The organism is Pseudomonas sp. FW300-N2A2, from assembly GCF_017351735.1.
Taxonomy (GTDB): domain Bacteria; phylum Pseudomonadota; class Gammaproteobacteria; order Pseudomonadales; family Pseudomonadaceae; genus Aquipseudomonas; species Aquipseudomonas migulae.
Map to the genome: position 1 here is coordinate 379,216 of NZ_JACNDU010000002.1, position 19,326 is coordinate 398,541.

The 19,326-nt window shown below is 60.7% G+C and carries 14 protein-coding genes; 2 read left to right on the plus strand and 12 right to left on the minus strand.

Annotation, left to right across the window (positions count from 1 at the left end; all coding sequences use genetic code 11):
* Positions 1–260 precede the first annotated feature (260 nt).
* Positions 261–4,790 carry a hypothetical protein gene (locus J4E42_RS05220; protein WP_207284754.1) on the plus strand — a complete coding sequence of 1,510 codons (4,530 nt, stop codon included), beginning with the start codon at positions 261–263 and terminating at the stop codon, positions 4,788–4,790.
* 51 nt (positions 4,791–4,841) lie between these two features.
* On the opposite strand, the gene J4E42_RS05225 is transcribed toward J4E42_RS05220, so the two are convergent.
* From J4E42_RS05225 to J4E42_RS05280, 12 genes are all read right to left on the minus strand, one after another.
* Positions 4,842–5,852, minus strand: coding sequence for an iron ABC transporter permease (locus J4E42_RS05225; RefSeq protein ID WP_207284755.1), 1,011 nt, complete (start codon positions 5,850–5,852; stop codon positions 4,842–4,844).
* Positions 5,849–6,796 carry an ABC transporter substrate-binding protein gene (locus J4E42_RS05230; protein ID WP_207284756.1) on the minus strand — a complete coding sequence of 316 codons (948 nt, stop codon included), beginning with the start codon at positions 6,794–6,796 and terminating at the stop codon, positions 5,849–5,851. Before J4E42_RS05230 ends, J4E42_RS05225 begins: the two co-directional genes overlap by 4 nt.
* Positions 6,793–7,581 (minus strand): ABC transporter ATP-binding protein, encoded by a 789-nt coding sequence (locus tag J4E42_RS05235; protein WP_008038702.1) that lies wholly within the window; start codon positions 7,579–7,581, stop codon positions 6,793–6,795. The genes J4E42_RS05230 and J4E42_RS05235 overlap by 4 nt, the downstream gene beginning before the upstream one ends.
* 116 nt (positions 7,582–7,697) lie before the next feature.
* Entirely contained in the window at positions 7,698–9,818 is a 2,121-nt protein-coding gene (locus J4E42_RS05240; protein ID WP_207284757.1) for a TonB-dependent siderophore receptor, read from the minus strand.
* Positions 9,819–9,966: 148 nt separating this feature from the next.
* Positions 9,967–11,346 (minus strand): PepSY domain-containing protein, encoded by a 1,380-nt coding sequence (locus tag J4E42_RS05245; protein ID WP_207284758.1) that lies wholly within the window; start codon positions 11,344–11,346, stop codon positions 9,967–9,969.
* A gap of 154 nt (positions 11,347–11,500) precedes the next feature.
* Positions 11,501–13,618 carry a TonB-dependent copper receptor gene (locus J4E42_RS05250; protein WP_207284759.1) on the minus strand — a complete coding sequence of 706 codons (2,118 nt, stop codon included), beginning with the start codon at positions 13,616–13,618 and terminating at the stop codon, positions 11,501–11,503.
* 168 nt (positions 13,619–13,786) lie between these two features.
* Positions 13,787–14,236, minus strand: coding sequence for a DUF2946 domain-containing protein (locus tag J4E42_RS05255; RefSeq protein ID WP_192226961.1), 450 nt, complete (start codon positions 14,234–14,236; stop codon positions 13,787–13,789).
* Between the two features lie 21 nt (positions 14,237–14,257).
* Positions 14,258–14,737 (minus strand): copper chaperone PCu(A)C, encoded by a 480-nt coding sequence (locus J4E42_RS05260; RefSeq protein WP_008038709.1) that lies wholly within the window; start codon positions 14,735–14,737, stop codon positions 14,258–14,260.
* 48 nt (positions 14,738–14,785) lie between these two features.
* Entirely contained in the window at positions 14,786–15,184 is a 399-nt protein-coding gene (locus J4E42_RS05265) for a DUF2946 domain-containing protein (RefSeq protein ID WP_008038710.1), read from the minus strand.
* A gap of 164 nt (positions 15,185–15,348) precedes the next feature.
* On the minus strand, positions 15,349–16,071 hold the full coding sequence (locus tag J4E42_RS05270; protein WP_207284760.1) for a cobalt-precorrin-6A reductase: 723 nt from the start codon (positions 16,069–16,071) through the stop codon (positions 15,349–15,351).
* The gene (locus J4E42_RS05275; RefSeq protein WP_192419734.1) at positions 16,068–17,165 is read right to left on the minus strand and encodes a cobalt-precorrin-5B (C(1))-methyltransferase; all 1,098 of its coding nucleotides are present in this window, start codon (positions 17,163–17,165) and stop codon (positions 16,068–16,070) included. Before J4E42_RS05275 ends, J4E42_RS05270 begins: the two co-directional genes overlap by 4 nt.
* Complete coding sequence (locus J4E42_RS05280) at positions 17,158–18,369, minus strand: bifunctional cobalt-precorrin-7 (C(5))-methyltransferase/cobalt-precorrin-6B (C(15))-methyltransferase (protein WP_008038715.1); 1,212 nt, start codon at positions 18,367–18,369, stop codon at positions 17,158–17,160. Before J4E42_RS05280 ends, J4E42_RS05275 begins: the two co-directional genes overlap by 8 nt.
* A gap of 169 nt (positions 18,370–18,538) precedes the next feature.
* Here J4E42_RS05280 and J4E42_RS05285 point away from each other — a divergent pair, with 169 nt between their 5' ends.
* Positions 18,539–19,291 (plus strand): hypothetical protein, encoded by a 753-nt coding sequence (locus tag J4E42_RS05285; protein ID WP_207284761.1) that lies wholly within the window; start codon positions 18,539–18,541, stop codon positions 19,289–19,291.
* Positions 19,292–19,326 lie beyond the last annotated feature (35 nt).

Consider the following 19,326-nt stretch of genomic DNA (forward strand, 5'->3'; position numbering starts at 1 on the left):
TGGTTGGCAGATGCGGACTACTGAAGGGTCTTTAGCAAGGGGTGTGCCTGTTCGGTAAAGGCCGGTAAATCTCGTGATAGAGCCATTGGCAGGCTGGAGCGCGCACCAGACTGGGGCCTGTTTGCAAGGCGGGTGCGCCTGAGTGCGCAGCATTGGTGCCGAGGGAGTTCAGTGCCAAAACCCGGCAGGCGATAACTATGTACCACCTGCTGTGCTGCGAAATCTTGATCATCGTGGTTTCGAAATCAAGTGAGTAGCGCATGGATAGCACCTCTGGCAACACACCTTCAATCCCCCAGGAACCGGCGAAATTTCCCGCACTGGGACCGACGTTCATAAGCGCCGATGATGCAGCCTATTGGGCACACCGACAGATCGGCGCGCGTCGTGACAGAGCCTACGGCGGCGTGATCGTGCAGCGTGGCGATGGAAAATTTCAGCCCACGTTGCCTGTGGCCGGGAGGATGGGGCATTTCGATTTTGACACCTTGCTGTCTACCGGCCGCGTCGGAGAGCTATTTGCCCCACCGGGCTACAGTGGTGCGGCGTATTACCTGTCCCATTCGGCCAGCCACGCTGAAGTTCTGCGTGCTCATCCGCAGTGGACAGCCGAGCAGATCAAGTTAGACCTCGGTTTTTTTTCGAGAGGGCATATCCTGACCCACATGCAGGACCCGGGCGCCTATGGCCAGCGCCACTATCTGTCGGGGCCGGATGACTCGTTGATCAAGTACGAGTCCACTCAGCCGGCAGAGGAGAAAAAACTCTTTGAACAGGGGTTCAAGTCTTTCGGGCCGTTCACCGATGTTGAACTTTTGATTCAGAAACTGGCCTCGATCGGCACGCTGAGCGTACTGGTGCCCAATGATCAGTGGGGTGGCGTACGAGGAAACGTGCCGGCGAACTGGACCCTTGGTACCGCCCTGGGACACAGCCGGCCCGTCTCACAGCCTTTTTTTTGTGCCGTCTCCGATCAAGTGGACAAGGCTATCGAAGACGCGGCAACGAGCGTATCCACAGTCTCCGGTAGTGTGTATCTGGGTTTTGTCGTCACGTCTGCCGGAAGTTCGGAATGCATGGCGACCTATCCGGTTCTCTCCAGCCAACTGAATGTGGCCATCGAGTTGTTCAATACCTTTCCGAGGAGACCCGATCACAAGCTGGAGAGGTTGCTCGATTTCGACCTGCATGGCGTTTACTTCCTGTCGCACAGTGATGGCGCGCAGAGTGCCAGCGACCCATGGCTTTATGAGCACTTTATTTCACCGGATGAGTTGGCTGCGGGAATCAAATTTTCGCTTTGGGATGTTTATCGGCAGGAATACCCTGACTACCTGAATGTGTACACCAGAACCCGGGATGGTGCCGTGTTGCAATACCGCCCCTCGGGGCACATCCGTGAAGCTCCGTTGGATGACAGCGCGGATATCAACGCTCGACTGAAGGCGGGCACGCTCAAGCCTGCGGATTACGTGAAGCAGGTAGCAGCAGCTGGCGAGCTGACGGTGCTGAAGGACAGCGCGTTATGGGATGTTGTCGGGAACGTTGGTGCCGACTGGCAGCCCTATGCCAGGTCGAGGCGTTTGAGTCCCGCTTTTCTCATGGCGGACGATGCCGCACGTTTTGCGCACGAGTACATCGGCAGCCGGCGTGAACAAGGCTTCGCCGGGATGATTTTGCAGGATCAAAACAAACGCTTCGTTGCCACAGAACCGGTTTTTTCCGCAAAACCACGGTTTGTGCTGGACAGGCTGTGCCCCCTCGATGCCACCGGCGCACCGATCATGTTGCTCGAGGGATACTCGTTTCATGGGCTGTACGCTTCGCGTTGGCAAGCTGACTCAAGCGCCATTGTGCGTGCCGACGAACAAGAGCAATTGACGCAGGCGCAGATGTTCACCACCGAAGACATTCGCTCGGTGCTCGACAAGAGCGCGCATGTTGTCGACTTTTACCTCTCCGGTTCGCCAGACAGCCTGCTGGTTTACAGTCCCGATCTATCGAAAGTGGCCGCCCGCAACAAAGTGCACGAGCGAGTTGCCCTGCTCGCCGATGGCTCCACCCTGATCGACCGGGCGCTGGCGTCTGGCACACTTGCACCCGATACCGTTGTCGACGAACTGGCCGAAACCGGCCGATTGCGTGTGGTAGCCGGCAATGATGTGTGGGGGCCGCGAGGAACGGTGCTGGGTAATGAGTCAACTCCCGTAGGCGTTTCCCCTCCGTTGCTCGGGGCGATTTTTACCAGCGCCGAAGCAGCCGTACTGAACGCCCGTCATCGCGCAAGGCTCGATTACCGCACGGCTGCGGCAGGTTGGGGATTCATTCTCAAGCGCAAGGATCGCGATGAGTATGTGGCGACCGAAACGGTGCCGGTCGGGCGCCTGGGGGCATTGAACCAGGCGAGTGACTTTGGTGCTCCCGTATTGGTCGACGAGTTTCGCACCTTCGCGCTCTACTACTCGGCAAGCTGGGTTCCCGGCGGGTTATCGACAGCGGATGCCTGGTTTGCCCGACATTTTGCTTGCGTGACCGATCTGGCGGCGGCCATCTATGACGACAAGGGCACGCAACGTCTTACGCATTTTCAAGACCTGAGCGTTTTTTTTGCGACACTGGATGGGGCTTTGTTGCGGTATCAATTTTCGGCCACCTCAACCCGGTTCGACACGAAAGGTTTGCAGCAATTGAGGTCGCTGTTGGTCAACGGCACACCTCCCTATGCCGACGTCATTCAATTGATCGCCAAGGCCAGCGAGCTGAAGGTGTTGCACACCAGTGAACTGTGGGACGAGGCGGGCATTGTCGGTGCGGATTGGAAACCCTACGCGCAGATCCAGCGGCGAGCGCTCAGCCCGGTCTTTGTGTCGCAGGATGATGCAGTGCGCTATGCGCTGACGCAGTTGGACTCGCGGCGTGAGCGGATCTACGGTGGCCTGGTGCTGCGTCGGCTCGATGGTTTATTTGTTGCGACGTTACCAGTGGCCGTCGAGGTCGAAAACTTCCCTGCCAGCTGGGTTCGCCTGGACGAATTGACCGAACAGGGGTTGTTTCTGGCTGGAAGCACGGTTGTCGCTCGCTACCATTCGCGAATGCAGGTCGAACCGGTTTTTGCGCTGTCGAACCGCGAACGGGACGTGTATCTCGGTATGTTTTCCACCGATTTTATGGCGGGCATCCTGCCCGTTTCAGGGCTTTCCCCATCGCTGTCGCCTGGCAAGGAATACCTGTTGGGGCTCGATGGCAGCCTGATCAGCTACACCCTCAGCGCCAGTGCTGCCGAAAAACAACTCGCGCGATCATTGGCACCCCCCAGTCAATTGCAGCGCAGGCACACCCCGATAGAACTGCAAATGCGCAATGGCACGCTAACCCCGAGTGAGTATGTCAATCAGGTTGCAAGCGCCGGCAGGTTGCAAGTGATCAAGGGTAGCCGGCTGTGGGGCAAGGTCAGGCAGTTGTCAGCATGGAGCGCTTATTTCGAGGGTGGTCCATCGCAAGTGCATCGGTCGGCCATCGCTGATCCGGCGCTCAGTCCGGTCTTCACGCAATTGAACGACGCCGTACGGCATGTCCACCGTGCGGTGGGCGCTCGAACCGGATTGAGGTTCGGGTTCGTGCTCAAGTCGCTGAACGCCGAGCGGTATATGACTACGATGCCGATCGACGGGCGGCAAGGAAGTCTCGCCGTCGAGAAGGTATTTCCCGATGGGCTATTACCTCTGGGATACAGCGTTGAGGGAATCTATCTGTGCCCGTCGACCGGGCCGGGGCGACTGCCGCACGACGTGAATCAGAGTTTCATCTCGCCTCGGGATCTGATGTATGGGTTGGACGCTGTCCGTGTGCGCACCGGGGCAGTGACTACTTTTCTCAACGTTTTTGTGTCTTGTGCTGATGGCGCTTTGTTGCGATACAAACCCAAGGCCGGCGCACCGGAGTGGACCCGGTTACAGGTCGCGCTCGCCTACGAAAAGGTGCTGCAATCAGGGCACGAAACGCTGTTCGAGTATCTGCGCAAGGTGATCGCGAACGGTGAGTTGCAGGCAGTGGTGCGCAGCACTTTCTGGTCGCCGTTCAGGGTGGATGCCAAGGGTGTCAAAACCGGCATCGGGCTGGTGAGATGGGCGCCGGATAACCGCTTTGCCCTCGGGCCGGTATTTGCGCATGCCGATGATGCGGCTCGTTCGGCCCAAAGACTGATTGGCGAGTACGTCGGCCAGCAATATCTTGGAGGCGTCCTGATACACCAGGCATCGTCTTCGTTCGTTGCGGTCGAGCCGCTTGAGGACGGCCTCGACAGTGGCGCTGCCAGCGCACTGTTTTACTCAGGGCCGGGAGGGCCGATTGCCCCGGTCGCGGTACCAGGCGAGCAGCCGTTGCCATTGCCGGTTTTTCCGCGGGATTTCAAATGGGTGGCTGTTCATCAGTTCTACAAACGCTTCAACCTGTTCGTGAAGGACCCCAGTGCGTCTGAACAACTGCTACTGGACAACCTGACCCTGGCGGACCTTTGGTTCAGCAGGGACGTGGTGAAAAAGAGCGGGGTCTCCGGCGGCAGCTGCTATTTCACCGGGCGAGGCGGGGCGCTGTTCAAATTCACCCCCAGCTTCTCGCCTCAGGAAACGGAGTTTTTCAGCGAGGAAGCAAAGGACGGAGTCGCTGCATACCTCGCCAGACTCGCCAGCGTGGGACGGCTGGAAGTAGTGGACACCGATGGTTACTGGCGCCGTCGCGGGCTTGTGAGCGCCAACTGGAAACCTGCGTTGCCTGGTCATGACGAACTGTAGAGGATCGTATTTTCACTGATGGAAGCCTGAGAAACTGACGTCCTCAAGTGCTCAGCGACGTCGCATCAGGCCGATGAAAAACAACCCGCCAATCGCCGCCGTGGCCACGCCAATCGGCAAGTCCTCGGGGGCGATCAGCGTGCGCGCAGCGACATCGACCCACACCAGAAATACGCTGCCCAACAATACGCACACCGGCAGCAATCGCCGGTGTTCGGCCCCGACCAGTCGCCGCGCAATGTGCGGCACCATCAGCCCGACAAATCCGATCGACCCACTGATCGACACCAGCACTCCGGTCATCAACGAGGCAATCAAAAACACCCGCAACCGTACGGTGCGGGCGTTGAGCCCAAGGGTCACGGCCGTCTGTTCACCGGCCATCAACGCGTTCAGTGGTCGGGCCATGCCAAGCAATAAAACCAGCCCGAGCAGCACACTGGCAGCCGGCACCGCAAGCAATTCCCAGCGTGCCAACCCGAGCCCGCCGAGCATCCAGAACATCACCGCCGAACTGGCGCGATGATCGCCGAGAAACAGCAGCAGATTGGCGATGGCCATCATCACGAACGATACCGCCACACCGCACAGCAGCAGCCGATCACTGTCCAGCCGACCGTTGCGGTTGGCGATCATCAGCACGATCAGCATGCTCAGCAGCGCGCCGATAAATGCAGCGATGGGCAAGGTCAGCAGGCCGACGATTTCACCGACATGCAGCACCACGATCACCGCACCGAGGGTGGCGCCGGAGGTCACGCCGAGCAGGTGCGGATCGGCCAGCGGATTGCGCGTCACCGCTTGCAGCACTGCGCCGATCAGCGCCAGGCCGGCACCGACCAAGGCACCGAGCAACATGCGCGGTACGCGGATCAGCCACACGATGTGTTCCTGCCCGGCCGTCCAGCTCACCTCGCCAAAACCGAACACCTTGTGCAGCAAAATCCGCCACACCACGTCCACCGGCACCCGCGCCGGGCCGAAGCCCAGCGACACCACGCACGACACCAGCAACAACGCGCCGAGGGCAATCAGCAACAGGGCGTAGCGACTATTGATCATTCGCCGTGGAAACCTTTGGCCAGGGTTTCAACCGCCAGCACGTTGTCGATCCCCGGCGTGGCCTGCACATACGGAATGACGATGAAGCGCTGGTTCTTGATTGCGTCAACCGATTGCAGCGCCTTGTTATCGAGCAGGAATTGCGTCTTCTGCTCGGCAGTCACTTCACCGTAATCGACGATCACGATCACCTGCGGATTGCGCTCGACCACGTTCTCCCAATTCACGCGGGTCCAGCTCGCTTCGACGTCATCCAGAATGTTGCGCCCGCCCGCCGCGTCGATCAGCGCTTGCGGCATGCCCAGGCGACCCGAGGTCATGGCGCGATCTTCGCCGCTGTCATAGAGGAACACCCGTGGTTTGTCGGCCGGCAGATCCTTGCGCACATCAGCGACTTGCGCCTGCATGTCGGCGATCAATGCATTGGCGCGATCCTGCACGTCGAAGATTTTGCCGAGGTTGCGCAGGTCGTTGTAGGTGTCCTCCAGGCTGGCCGGTGGACGTTTCATGACGAAGGCGCAGGACTCGGTCAGCTCGTAGACGTTGATGCCCAGCGGCTGCAAGGTTTGCGGCGTGAGATCACCGCCCACGCGCATGCCGTAATCCCAACCGGCGAAGAAGAAATCGACGTTGGCGTTGAGCAGGGTTTCTACTGACGGGTATTTGGCCGCCAGCTCCGGCAGGCCATCGAGGATGGCCTGCATCTGGGGCGTGACCGACTTCCAGCCACTGACACCGCTGTAGCCGGCCATGCTCGGTTTGAGGCCAAGGGCGAGCATCATCTGTGTCATGTTGATGTCGTGGCTGACCGCGTGTTTCGGCGCTTGTGTGAAGGTCACGTCGCGGTTGCAGCTCTGGATCGTCAGCGGATATTTCGTTGCTTCGGCAAACGCTTGGCTACTGCCCAGCAACAGAGCAACGCACAGCAGGGAACGCAAAGTCATGGTTGGGTTATCCAGGTGATTCGTGGGTAGCCGTGCAAAGGGTGTTCATCGATCAGCGCTTCGACGCCGAACACATCACGCAGCAGCGGGGCGGTCAGGACTTGTTTTGGTGTGCCGCTGGCGACGATGCGGCCGTGATTGAGCACGTACAGCCGGTCACAGAACGCGGCGGCGAGATTGAGGTCGTGGATGCTCGCCAGGGTGCCGATCCGCAGGCGTTTGACCAGTTGCAACAGTTCCAGCTGATAGCGCGGGTCGAGGTGGTTGGTCGGCTCGTCGAGGATCAACACTTGCGGTTGCTGGGCCAGGGCGCGGGCGAGGATCACGCGTTGTTTTTCGCCGCCGGAGAGCGTGGCGAAAGCGTGGTCTTCGAAACCGTTGAGGCCGACGGATTCCAGTGCTTGCGTTGCGAGATTCCGGTCTTCGAGGGTGTCACCGTCGAACAGGCCTTTGTGCGGTGTACGGCCCATGGCGACCACTTCATCGACGGTCAGGCCGAAGGCGTCGGGGAATTCCTGCAGCACCACGGCGATGCGCTGCGCGCACCAGCGCGAGGATTGTTTCCAGACGTTGTGGTGGTCGAGCCGGACCTCACCGTTTTCCGGTTTGCTGAAGCGATAGGCGCACCGCAACAGGCTGGTCTTGCCGCTGCCGTTGGGGCCGATCAACCCGACAAACTCACCGGCGGCCACGTGCAACGAGGCATCACGCAGTTGGAACTGGTGATGACAGTGGCCGTGGCCCAGGGGTGTCCAGGCGAGGTTGGTGAGGTTCAGCGAGGTCATGCATTTACTCGGAGATTTACGGTGATGCGGATGACGCCTTCGCGAGCAGGCTCGCTCCCACATTGGAATGCGATCAAATGTGGGAGCGAGCCTGCTCGCGATGGGAGCGACACGGTTTAAAACTGATAATCAGCGGTGACGAAGAACGAGCGCGGCTCCCCCAGGATCCACTGCTGCCCCTCATTGTATTGGCTTTGCGCATACTGGCGGTCAAACAGATTGTTCACCTGCAACCCCAGCGTCGTATTGCGCAGCGCTTTCCATGACAACGTGGCATCGACGACGGTGTAGCTCGGCAGCTCGTTCTGGTTGGCCATGTCGGCATAACGCGCGTCGACGTAACGCACGCCAGCCCCGGCCTTCAGGTCTTCGTTGAGCGCTTTGCTCAGCCACAGATTCGCCGTACGCCTAGGCACATCCACCGGACGATTGCCGTTGCGCGACACTGGCACGCCACCGACCACTTCTTCGAAATCGTCGTACTTCGCTTTGACGATGGCCGCGTTGGCCTGCAGTTGCCAGGCGTGTGGCAGTTGCAGGTCGAGGCTGGCTTCCAGGCCATTGGACGATTGTTGGCCGACCTGTTGTTTTAGCGTCGGGTTGCCCGGATCGTCGGTCAGCAGTTTCTTTTTGACGATGCGATAAGCCGCCAGTGTCCACTCGCCGCGTTGATCCCAGAACATCTGCTTCACACCGATCTCGGTCTGTTTCGCCGTGGCCAGGTCATATTGCTGCTGGCTCGGGCTCAGGGAAATCAGGCCGCCGACACCGTCGGTGCTGGTGGCGTACTGACCGTAGAACGAAGTGTCCGGGGTCACGGCGAACACCAGCCCGGCCTTCCAGTTGTTGCCGGTCAGGGTCTTGTCGCTCTGGCTGCCATCGACCAGGTTGTCGCGATCGACGTGCACGTAGTCGCGACGCACACCGGTCACCAGCGACCAGCGCTCGCTCAACTGCGTGCGGTTTTCGGCAAAGGCCGACATCTGTTTGGTGGTGCTCTGGAACTGGTCGCGATACGGATTGGCACTTTCAAAACTGCCACGTTGTGGATGATACAAATCGATCGGCTGGCCATCGGGCAACACGTCATTGAACGGCGAGTTGCTGTCGAGCTGGAAGCGGATGCGGTTGTAATCGACACCGGTCACGGTCTGGCTATCGAGGCCGAACAGTGAGTGCTTGAAGGTGAAGGTCTGACGGTCGCCCACCTGTTCCTGCCGGTGGCCGATGCCGAAATAGCCGCTGCGGCTGAGCTGCTGTGCGTTGCGGTCGAAGTTGTAGTTTTCGGCGTTCTGCCAGCGGCGCTGGGCCTTGAGGTAATACAGCTCGTTGCTCGCGCTGACGTTATCGGAAATTTGCCAGTCGCTGGTCAGGCGCGTCCATTGATCGTTGTAGTGCTGCTTGTCGTTGCTGACGTTGTAGTTCTTGTCGCGCAAACCTTCGTGGAATCGGCCGTTGATCAATGGCGTGCCGAAGTAGTTCATCGGGTTCTGGTCGCCGTAGTCGTGGGCGAGGGTAAATGCCAGATCGTCCGTGGCCTGCCAGCGCAGGGCCGCGCTGACGAAGTCGCTGGAGGAATCGCCGCGATCGACCCAACCGTTGCTGCGCAGGCGATTGAGGTTCAAGCGATAACTCAGGGTATCGCTCAGCGAACCGCCGCTGTCGAACGCTTGTTGCTGACTGTCATAAGAGCCGTAACCGAGACGCACGTGGTTTTCGATCTCGCCTTCGAAGGGCTTTTTCGGGATCACATTGACCACCGCACCCGTCGCGCCTTCGCCGTACAACACCGAAGCCGGGCCGCGCAGCACATCGACGCGCTCCACCGACCAGGTGTCGACCGGGAAGGTCACGGTGCCCATGCCGGTGTACATCCGGTTGCCGTCATACAACTGCATCACCGAGTTCTGCCCGGTAAAGCCTCGTGCAGACAACGAGGTCCCGCCGTCGCCCGGCGTGCCGGTGCGGCTGATCCCGGTGCTGCGCGAGGCCGCGTCCTGCACGCTGCGGTCACCGCGCGCGCGGATCTGTTCGCCAGTCAGGCTTTCCACACTGGCGGGTGTTTCCAGTGCCGTGAGGTTCAGGCGCGAACCGGCGGTGGTCGGCGTGTTGAGGTTGACGGTTTCGTCGTCAACGGCCGGTGCGGTGATGGTGCCGGCGGGCAGCGTCAACGATTGCGCGTGGGCGTTGTTGTTCAGGGCGAGCAGGCAAAGGCCGGACAAGAGGTACTTGTTCATCGGGTGGGTGACACTTCTTCCAAAAGAAAACCCGCAGCAATGGCTGCGGGTTGGGCGGTGCATTTGCGTTATACAGTAACACTAAAAATGACCGTGCGATAAGCGCCCGAAGTCTACAGATCCCTCTAATACGCGCATCTCGGCTGTTTCATGATGAAGATGAGGCTGATTCAGTTTGTCGGGTGAATCGCGACAACAGCACTCGGTCCAGCAACCAGACCACCACCAGCGAAGCGCCCACCAACGGAAACGCCACCGCCAGCACCAGCATGATCGCTACCCCTGTTTTCCATTTCGGCAGGTCGTGGCGCAGCGGTGGAACACCGAACTTGCCTTGTGGCCGACGCTTCCACCAGATCACCACGCCGCTGACGGCACTGAGCAGAATCATCAGGCAGATCAGCAGCACGATGATCTGGTTGAGCACACCGAACATCTTGCCTTCGTGCAACATCACGCCGGTTTCCGTGGCGCGGGCCACGGGGCCGTAATGTTCCCAGCGCACGTCGGCGAGGACGTTGCCGGTGTACTGATCGATGTGCAGGGTCGCGTCGTTGCGCGGGTCATCGGCGAACACGGCGATGGTGAATACGCCGGTGGCCGTGGTCGGGAAAGTAATGCTGTAACCCGGCTCGACCTTGCGTTCCACGGCGATGTTCTGCACGTCTTGCAGGCTGATGGTCGGTGCGGCGGGGCCGGGTTGCGCACTGTCGTGGGCCATGTGTTCGGCGTGGTCGCCGGACATCGGCATCGGCGTGTTTTCCATCGCCCATGGCACGGTCTGGCGCGTGGCGGTGTTGAGGCTGCGGGCCTCGACGTCGGACTTGGGCATGTCATTCCACATGGCATCCGGGAACACGTTCCAGACCCCGGCGTATTGCTTGCCCCAGAACCCGGTCCAGGTCATGCCGCTGAGCAGCATCACCAGCAGAAACGCGGCGCCCCAGAACCCGGTGACGGCATGCAGGTCGCGCCATAGCACGCGACCGCGACTGCTCAGGCGCGGCCATAAAATGCCGGCCGCCTGACCTCGTGGCCACCACAGGAAGACCCCGGAAACCACCAGCACGATGCCCCAGCCAGCGGCCAGTTCGATCAGCCGGTCACCGACCGTGCCGATCATCAACTCGCCATGAATCGCTCGCGCTATCGCTTGCAGATTCTTCTTGGCGTCTTGCTCGCCGAGGATGTCGCCGTGGTACGGGTCGACGAAAACGTTCAGCTCATTGCCGCCATTGAGTACGACAAATTGCGCGCTGCGTTCGGCGTTGACCGGTGGCAGGTATTGCTTGATCGTCGCTTGTGGATACGCGTCTTTCACCCGCTTGAGCAAGTCGTCGGCCGGGACGCTGTGATGGCCGGCCGGGACGTTCATCAGGCTGTCGTACATCAACGAGTCGAGTTGCGGCTTGAACAGGTAAATGACACCGGTCAGGGCCAGCATCACCATGAATGGCGCGACGAACAGACCGGCATAGAAATGCCAGCGCCAGGCCAGGTTATAGAAATTCGGTTTGGGCTGTTTCATCGGTTGTGCTCCGCTTGGCTTGGTTCTTTTGTTGTTGTCTGGTGACTGCTGCGCAGTCATTCGCGGGCGAGCCTCGCTCCTACAGGTCCAGTGGCGTTCGCACCGATTGTGATCGACGCGAATTTTGTAGGAGCGAGGCTTGCCCGCGAAGCTTTTAGAAGCTCATATCCACCTTGGTCCAGAGCGTTCGCCCCGGTTCTTTAATGGCCTGCGGGTCATTGGCCGGGTAGCCAAAACCGGCGTTGCCGGCCAGGTTCAAATGCTCGGCGTACGCCTTGCCGAACAGGTTGTCGACGCCGCTGCTGACCTTCCAGTTCTTGTTGATCCGATAGGCGCCATTGAGCGAGAACACGCCGAACCCGGAGGACTTGTCGAAGTCCTTGCCGACCACGTTGCCCTTGTTCTGATCAATGCGGTTTTGCGCCGCGACCACCCGCCACAAGGCGCCGGCGCTCCAGTTGTCTTCGCTGTAGGTCAGGCCGAATCGCGCGTCCAGCGGCGGCATTTGCGGCAATGCCTTGCCGTCGCTGCTGTTCTTGCCCCAGGCGTAGGCCAGGGTTGCGTCGGCCTTCCAGTTCGACGTCAGCCTGTAGGCCGCCCCGAGTTCACCGCCCATGATCCGCGCGTCGATGTTCTCGGCTTGCGAGGTCGTGCCCATCATTCCCGACTTGTAATTGAACAGGATGTAATCGCGCACCTGTCCGACGTAACCCGAGGCCCAGGCTTCGAGGTCTTCGGTCTTGTATTGCAGGCCGAAGTCGAGCTGGGTGGTTTTTTCAGGCTTGATCGAGTCGAAGGCGTTTACCGAGCCGGCAGGTCCCGAGTTGGGCGAAAACAGCTCCCAGTAATCCGGGAAACGCTGGGTGTGACCGAGGCCTGCGTACAGCGTGGTCGGGCTGTCTGCCAGATCATGCTCGTAACGGACGAAGCCGCTGGGCAGGGTGTCGGCGCGGGTGTCGTCGGCGGTCGGGTTGGCGCGGGTCATCATCCCCGAGCCAGTGGTCTGCCGAAAATCCTTGGCCGAAGCACGGTCCAGTCGCGCGCCGGTAATCAGTCGATCACGGTCGGCGGCGTACCAGGTCAGTTCGCTGAACACGCCGTAGTTATGGAAATCGGCGTCCTTGTTGCGCGGCAGATCCTTGTAGGTGTCGATGCCCATGGCACTGCGCTTGCGGTGCTCGCTGGTCTGCGCGTCGATGCCGCTGATCAATTGCACATCGGCCCAGCGCCACGTGGCTTTGATCCGTGCGCCCAGGGTTCGGCGATCGACACTGGAAGCCATCGGGCCGGCCATCATCCCGGTGCCGGACGGCGTGCGCAGGGTGTAGTTGTCCATCACGTGGTCGGCGTAGTTGTAGTAGATCTGTGCTTCGACCTTGTCGAGCACGTCGCCGATATTGGACTTCTCGAAACGCAGGCCGAGGCTTTCGCGCTTGAACTGCGCGCCGTCCATGCCGCGTCCGGCGTAACGGGCTTCGCCATCGCCTTTGCCGGCGGTCAGCTCCAGCAGGGTGTCGGCGTCCGGGGTCCAGCCGAGTGCCACGTCGCCATTCCACTTGTCGTAACGCGAGGCCACGGTGTCGTTGTTGCCGTCCCGATAATCGTCGGAATGCGCGGTGTTGCCGATCACTCGCACGTAGCCCAATGACCCGCCGGCAGCGGCGTCCACTACTTTGTCGAAACGGCCGTTGGAGCCGGCCAATATGCTGGCATTCACTCGGGTGCCGAGTTCGCCGAAGCTTTCCGGGTCACGGTCGAACAAGATGGTGCCGGCGGATGCGCCCGGCCCCCAAAGCACCGTTTGCGGGCCTTTGATGACGGTGAGTTTGTCGTAGGTTTCCGGTGAGATGTAGGAGGTCGGCGCGTCCATCCGGCCGGGGCAGGCGCCGAGCATCTGGCCGCCGTTGGTGAGGATGTTCAGGCGCGAGCCGAACATTCCGCGCAGCACCGGGTCACCGTTGGTGCCGCCATTGCGCACCAGGGCGAAGCCGGGGATGGTCTTCAAGTAGTCACCACCGTCGCTGGCCGGTACCGGTTGGCGTGGGTCTTTGGGGTTGGTGACGATGGTCAGCGGTGAACTCGGTGCGATGGCGGTGATCACCGTCGGGCTCAGTTCTTCACTGTGGCCGGCATGATCATCGGCCAGCACCATCGGTGTCAGCAGTGCGCCGCAAAGAACGGCGGTGGCTTGCCTGAAACGAACGCGCGTTTCGTTCAGGGCAAAAGAAGCTTGGGCGGCGCTCAAGCGTGTGTCAGCAGAAAACCTGGACATGACAATTTCCATCGAACAGTCGTAAACGACACGGCCGGCAGCCTGCGCAATGCCTGTGGGGGCGGGCGTGCTCGCGATGTGGGTGGGTCAGCCCCACCGCTTTCGCGAGCAAGCCCGCTCCCACAGGTTGCTTTGCTGTCTTCTAACCGTGTGAGATTGGGGAGATGTTTACGCGACGATGGGTGGTGCGCGGGTGCGGGCACCGGGGAAGAAGGTTTGCCGGGCGTGGCCCAGGCGGGTGGCGGGTGTACTGAAGGTGCTGGTTTTTGGGGCGTCGAATGCAACGAAAGACTGGCCGCCCGTCAGCGCCGGGCAGTTGAACAGCAGGCTGCAATAGCCGCACTTTTCCCAGATCGCATGATGGGAGGTTTTGGGTGGACAGTGCTCGGCGGCGGGTGTCGCGCCGTGCTCGCCGTGCGCCATCGCTGACATGTCCATGCTCATGTCCATCGACATGTTCATGGACATCGAAGAGGCGCGCTGATCCATCGGCATCGACTGAGAAATCAGCGGGCCGATGAAGATCATCAACATGGCGAACAGGCTGATCCAGCTGCCGCGTGTCAGGCTCAATGGCTGACGACGGGGCGCGGATGGCCTGGCGCTAAGCGGGCGCATGGGCGTATTCAGCTCTGGCAGTTACGGATTGTGTGCGTGCACTTGCACGCCGCCCGGTGCGGTTTTCTGCACCGAGACTTCGACCGTCACATCACCGGACTTTTCGAAATGCATCGTCAGCGGGAACCGCTTGCCGTCGCTCAGCAGGCTGCGGTCTTTCAGGTCCAGCAGCATCACGTGGTACGCCATCGGTGCAAACGTGACGTCGCCGCCAGCCGGGATTTCGACGGTTGGCACCTGCTGCATTTTCATCAGATCGTTCTGCATCACGTGCTCGTGCAACTGGGCGATGCCTGCAATCGGTGAGTCGACGCTGAGCAGTTTGTCGGCGGTTTTGCCGGGGTTTTGAATCACGAAGTAAGCCGCAACGGTCGGCGCGTTCGGTGGCAGTTCCTGCGACCACGGATGTGCGATTTGCAGTTCGCCAGCCTTGTATTCATGGGCATTGGCAAAGCAGGCAGGCAGCAGCAATGCAGCCAGAACGATGAGTTTGTTCAACATGGCAGTTCTCCAGAACGATTCAAAACGCAGGTCAATTGCGAGAAGGAATCACACCAGAGGGGATGCGCGGGGGTTGAGATTCGGCCATTGCTGGCGCGGAGTGGGAGTGTCGAGAGCGGTGGCGGGCAGGCTTCGATGGGACTCGAAACGCGCGAAATACAACTGCGGCACATGCCCGGGCAACGCCACCAACGGCGCAGAACCGGAACAGCACCAGCAATGCTGCATGTTGGAATGAACGTCGTTCTGCGGCGCTTTCTGATCAAGCGTCCCCAGCGAAATCGCCACCATCTTCGTGCCGGTGGACGAGCAGAAACTGCCCCACAACACCTGTTCGGCCGGCGATTTCGCCGTCTGCGCCATCGCTCCGGTCATCGGCATGGCGAGCATGTTGAACAGCACTGCGAAGCAGGCTATCCAGGCAATTGCGAGCCGTTGTCGGGACATGGGACAGATCCGGTTGGGTGGGAGATCAGGCGCGGCTATTTAGCCTGATCAGTGCCGATAAGTAAAAACGCGGCCTGCGGTTTGGTGTCGCAGCGTGTTTCAAATGAGTGTAGCGGCTCCCATTTGAAATGCCGGGGGCTGGCCCGGGAATAATTACTGATCGGTCAGAGTATTTCGGCGAGCGCCTCCAACACCTGCACTACCGACCCAAACTCCCGCTCCACCCCCGGCAACACCGGCCGTTTCAACACCAGCACCGGCACTCCACGCTCCCGCGCCACTTCGAGTTTCGGCTCGGTGGCGGTGCTGCCGCTGTTTTTGCTGATCAGCACATCGATCTGCCGGCGCTCGAACAACTCACGCTCATCCTCGATCAGAAACGGCCCGCGTGCGCCGATCACTTCGCAGCGCTCGTTGCCCGGATAAACGTCCAGGGCGCGCAACGTCCAGAATTGCTGCGCAGGGATTTCATGCAGGTGTTGCAAGGGTTCGCGGCCGAGGGTGAACAGTGGTCGGCGGAACGGTTTGAGTGCTTCGATCAGCTCGGCCCAGTCACTGACTTCGCGCCAGTCATCCCCGGCTTGTGGTTGCCAGGCCGGGCGGCGCAGTGCCCAGCAGGGAACGCCGGACATCCGCGCAGCGGTCGCGGCGTTCTGGCTGATTTGCGCAGCGTAGGGATGAGTCGCGTCCAGCAGCAGATCGATCCCTTCGTCGCGGATGAACTGCGCCAGGCCGTCCGCGCCGCCATAACCGCCAACGCGAACCCGACAGGCCAGATCGGTCGGCACACGACCGACGCCGGCCAGGCTGTAGATGTGTTCCGGCCCCAACGTGCGGGCGATGGCCAGCGCTTCCGTCACACCGCCGAGCAGCAATAGGCGTTTCATTGAAAAGCTCCTGCGTGGCCGACAATCCCGCCTTGTCGATCGATGGCAAACACTTCGACCTGAACCTGCGCCGGCACCACACTGCGGGCAAAATCCAGTGCGTGCCGGCATACCGCGTCGCCGAGTGCGATGCCGGCGGCGCTGGCCATGGCCAAGGCCTGTTGACTGGTGTTGGCTTCACGTATTGCCTGCTGCAGCGCTTCGTCCGCGCCGACCGCCGCCGCCCATTCGGCCAGTTGCGGCAGGTCGATGCTCGAATGCCGACTGTGCAGATCCATGTGCCCGGCCGCCAGTTTGCTGATCTTGCCGAAACCACCACAAATGCTGAGTTTGGCCACCGGCACTTTGCGCAGGTGTTTGAGCACCGCACCGACGAAGTCGCCCATTTCGATCAGGGCGATTTCCGGCAGGTCGTAGACTCGGCGCATGGTGTCTTCGCTGGCGTTGCCGGTGCACGCGGCGATGTGCAGGTAACCGTTGGTTTTCGCCACGTCGATGCCCTGATGGATCGAGGCAATGTACGCCGCACAGGAAAACGGCCGGACGATGCCGCTGGTGCCGAGAATCGACAGGCCGCCGAGAATGCCCAGCCGTGGGTTCATGGTTTTCAACGCCAGCGCCTCGCCGCCCTCGACATTCACCGTGACCTCAAAGCCGCCGGGGTAATCGAGCTCTTGCGCGAGTGAGGTCAAATGATCGCTGATCATCTTGCGCGGCACCGGGTTGATCGCCGGCTCGCCGACACCCAGCACCAGGCCCGGTCGGGTGACGGTGCCGACACCACGACCGGCACAGAAACGAATGCCCGGTTCTGCGCTCAGTCGCACTCGGGAATAGAGCAGCGCGCCGTGGGTCACGTCCGGATCGTCCCCCGCATCCTTGATCGTTCCAGCTTCGGCGCCGTCATCCAGCAACCGGCAGAATTCCAGGCGCATCTGCACGCGCTTGCCTTTGGGCAGGACGATGTCCACGGCGTCTGCACTCGTTCCGCCGAGCAGCAATCGAGCGGCCGCCAGGCTGGTGGCGGTGGCGCAGCTGCCGGTGGTCAGGCCGCTGCGCAGCGGTGCGGGTTGTTCGGCGGTTTCGTCACGCATCGAAAGGTTTGACCACGTCCAGCAAAGTAATCGGCAAGGCCTGGCGCCAGGTATCGAAGTCGCCCAGCGGTTGCGCTTGGGCGATATGGATACGCGTCAGCTCGCCGCCATGTTGCTCGCGCCAGGCCATCAGGGTCATTTCACTTTGTAGCGTGACCGCGTTGGCGATCAGTCGGCCACCGGGTTTGAGCCCCGCCCAGCAAGTGTCCAGCACGCCTTCGCGGGTGACGCCGCCACCGATGAAGATCGCGTCCGGGCGCTCCAGACCTGTGAGGGCTTGCGGCGCACTGCCGCGAACCAATTGCAGGCCGGGCACGCCGAGCGCGTCGCGGTTGTGCTCGATCAACAGTTGCCGACCTTCATCGGCCTCGATCGCCAGCGCCCGGCAACCCGGATGGGCGCGCATCCACTCGATGCCGATCGAACCGCTGCCGGCGCCGACGTCCCACAACAGTTCACCGGGAACCGGGGCCAGGCGCGCGAGGGTGATTGCACGCACATCACGCTTGGTCAGTTGACCGTCGTGCCTGAACGCCGAATCCGGCAGGCCGGCCAGTCGCGAAAGGCGCGGCGTGTCGGGGTCGGCGATGCACTCGATGGCGATCAGATTGAGGTCGGCGATTGCCGGGTCGGCCCAGTCGTTGGCGACACCGTCGATGCGTCGCTCAGCCTCGCCACCCAAATGTTCCAGCACGCTCAGGCGGCTCGGCCCGAAACCACGTTCGCGCAACAACGCCGCTATTGCGGCGGGGCTTTGCCCATCGTTGCTGAGCACCAGCAAGCGAACACCGCTGAACAACTGCGCGTTAAGCGCCGCGACCGGGCGAGCGACCACCGACAGCGTGACCACATCCTGCAACGGCCAGCCCATTCGCGCGGCCGCCAGAGAGCAGGAAGAGGGCGCCGGCAGGATCAGCATTTCCGCGCTGGGCAATTGCCGGGCGAGGCTGGCGCCGACACCGAAGAACATCGGATCGCCGCTGGCCAGTACGCACACCGGCTCACCCCGCAAGGCCAACAACGCATCGAGGGAGAACGGCGTCGGCCAGAGTTTGCGTTCGCCACGGATGCAGGGCGGCAGCAGGTCCAGTTGGCGCTGACTGCCGAAGATCTTCGAGGCAGCCAGCAACGCATGCCGGGCATTCCTGCCCAAACCCTTGAAGCCGTCTTCACCAATGCCTGTCACGGTCAGCCAGCGAGCCATGTGTGATCTCTATTCATCTGCATAAAGCGGCACATGATAACGCGGCAGACGCGGAGGCGAGTAATAGAATGTTTTAAGTTGGTTTTGTTAGTCTGTAGCTGGTCATGGTTAAGTTATGTAGTTTGAATGCTCGTGCACTAACTTGATTATGGTTTAAAAGGAATTGACTATGGTTATTGATAAAACAGGGAGCCTGGACTTGATGGCTTATTCCGATGCGTTCGACCGAGACTTCGCACCACGGCAAACAAAGAGCTCTCGACTTTACGTCGCGCAGGATCAGCAAGGCGCTGCCGGGTCGCTATCGGGTGGCAACCTGATCAGCACGGCCAGGGGCGTGTCGCGTCAGGACAAGCGTGACGTCAACTCCAGCGTGCGTTATGCGCAGTGGTATGCGAGTCAGCAGCGCAATAGGGACACAGATCCCCAGGGCTGGTTTTCCTTGTTTGCCGTGGTGTTATGGGACTTGGGTTGGGAAATTGACGAACGCAGGGTTGTCGAGAAAAGTTACAGTAACTTTGCAGGAAAAGTTACTCAGATTTATTTGAACAGAATTGCCGCTGTTAATAGTCAGATGGCGATAGTTACAAAAAACATGTTTGATTCATTGTTGGCTAATTCGTCGGCGCTTTGGTCATTGGCCACCGAAAGTCTGCGTGGCAGGGAGTTTTCCATTGCCCCCGCTGAATACGACAAACAAGGGAAATTATCACTGGACCTGAATGACTTTTCGCTTCGGGCGCTGGCGCAACGGGAAGATTTTCTGTTTTGGGACTGGAAGGAGGGCAACGTGACGCTCACGCATCGAGCCGCCCCTTTCACCCTGAACAGGGCACGCTTCGATAAAGTCCGCCCGGAGTTGAACGATCGGCTCGACCGGATCGCTGACGCCATTTTCGAGTTTTATTCAGAGCGCCTGTGAGGGAGGCCGCCTGATGGATTCAAGGTCGGAGCAAA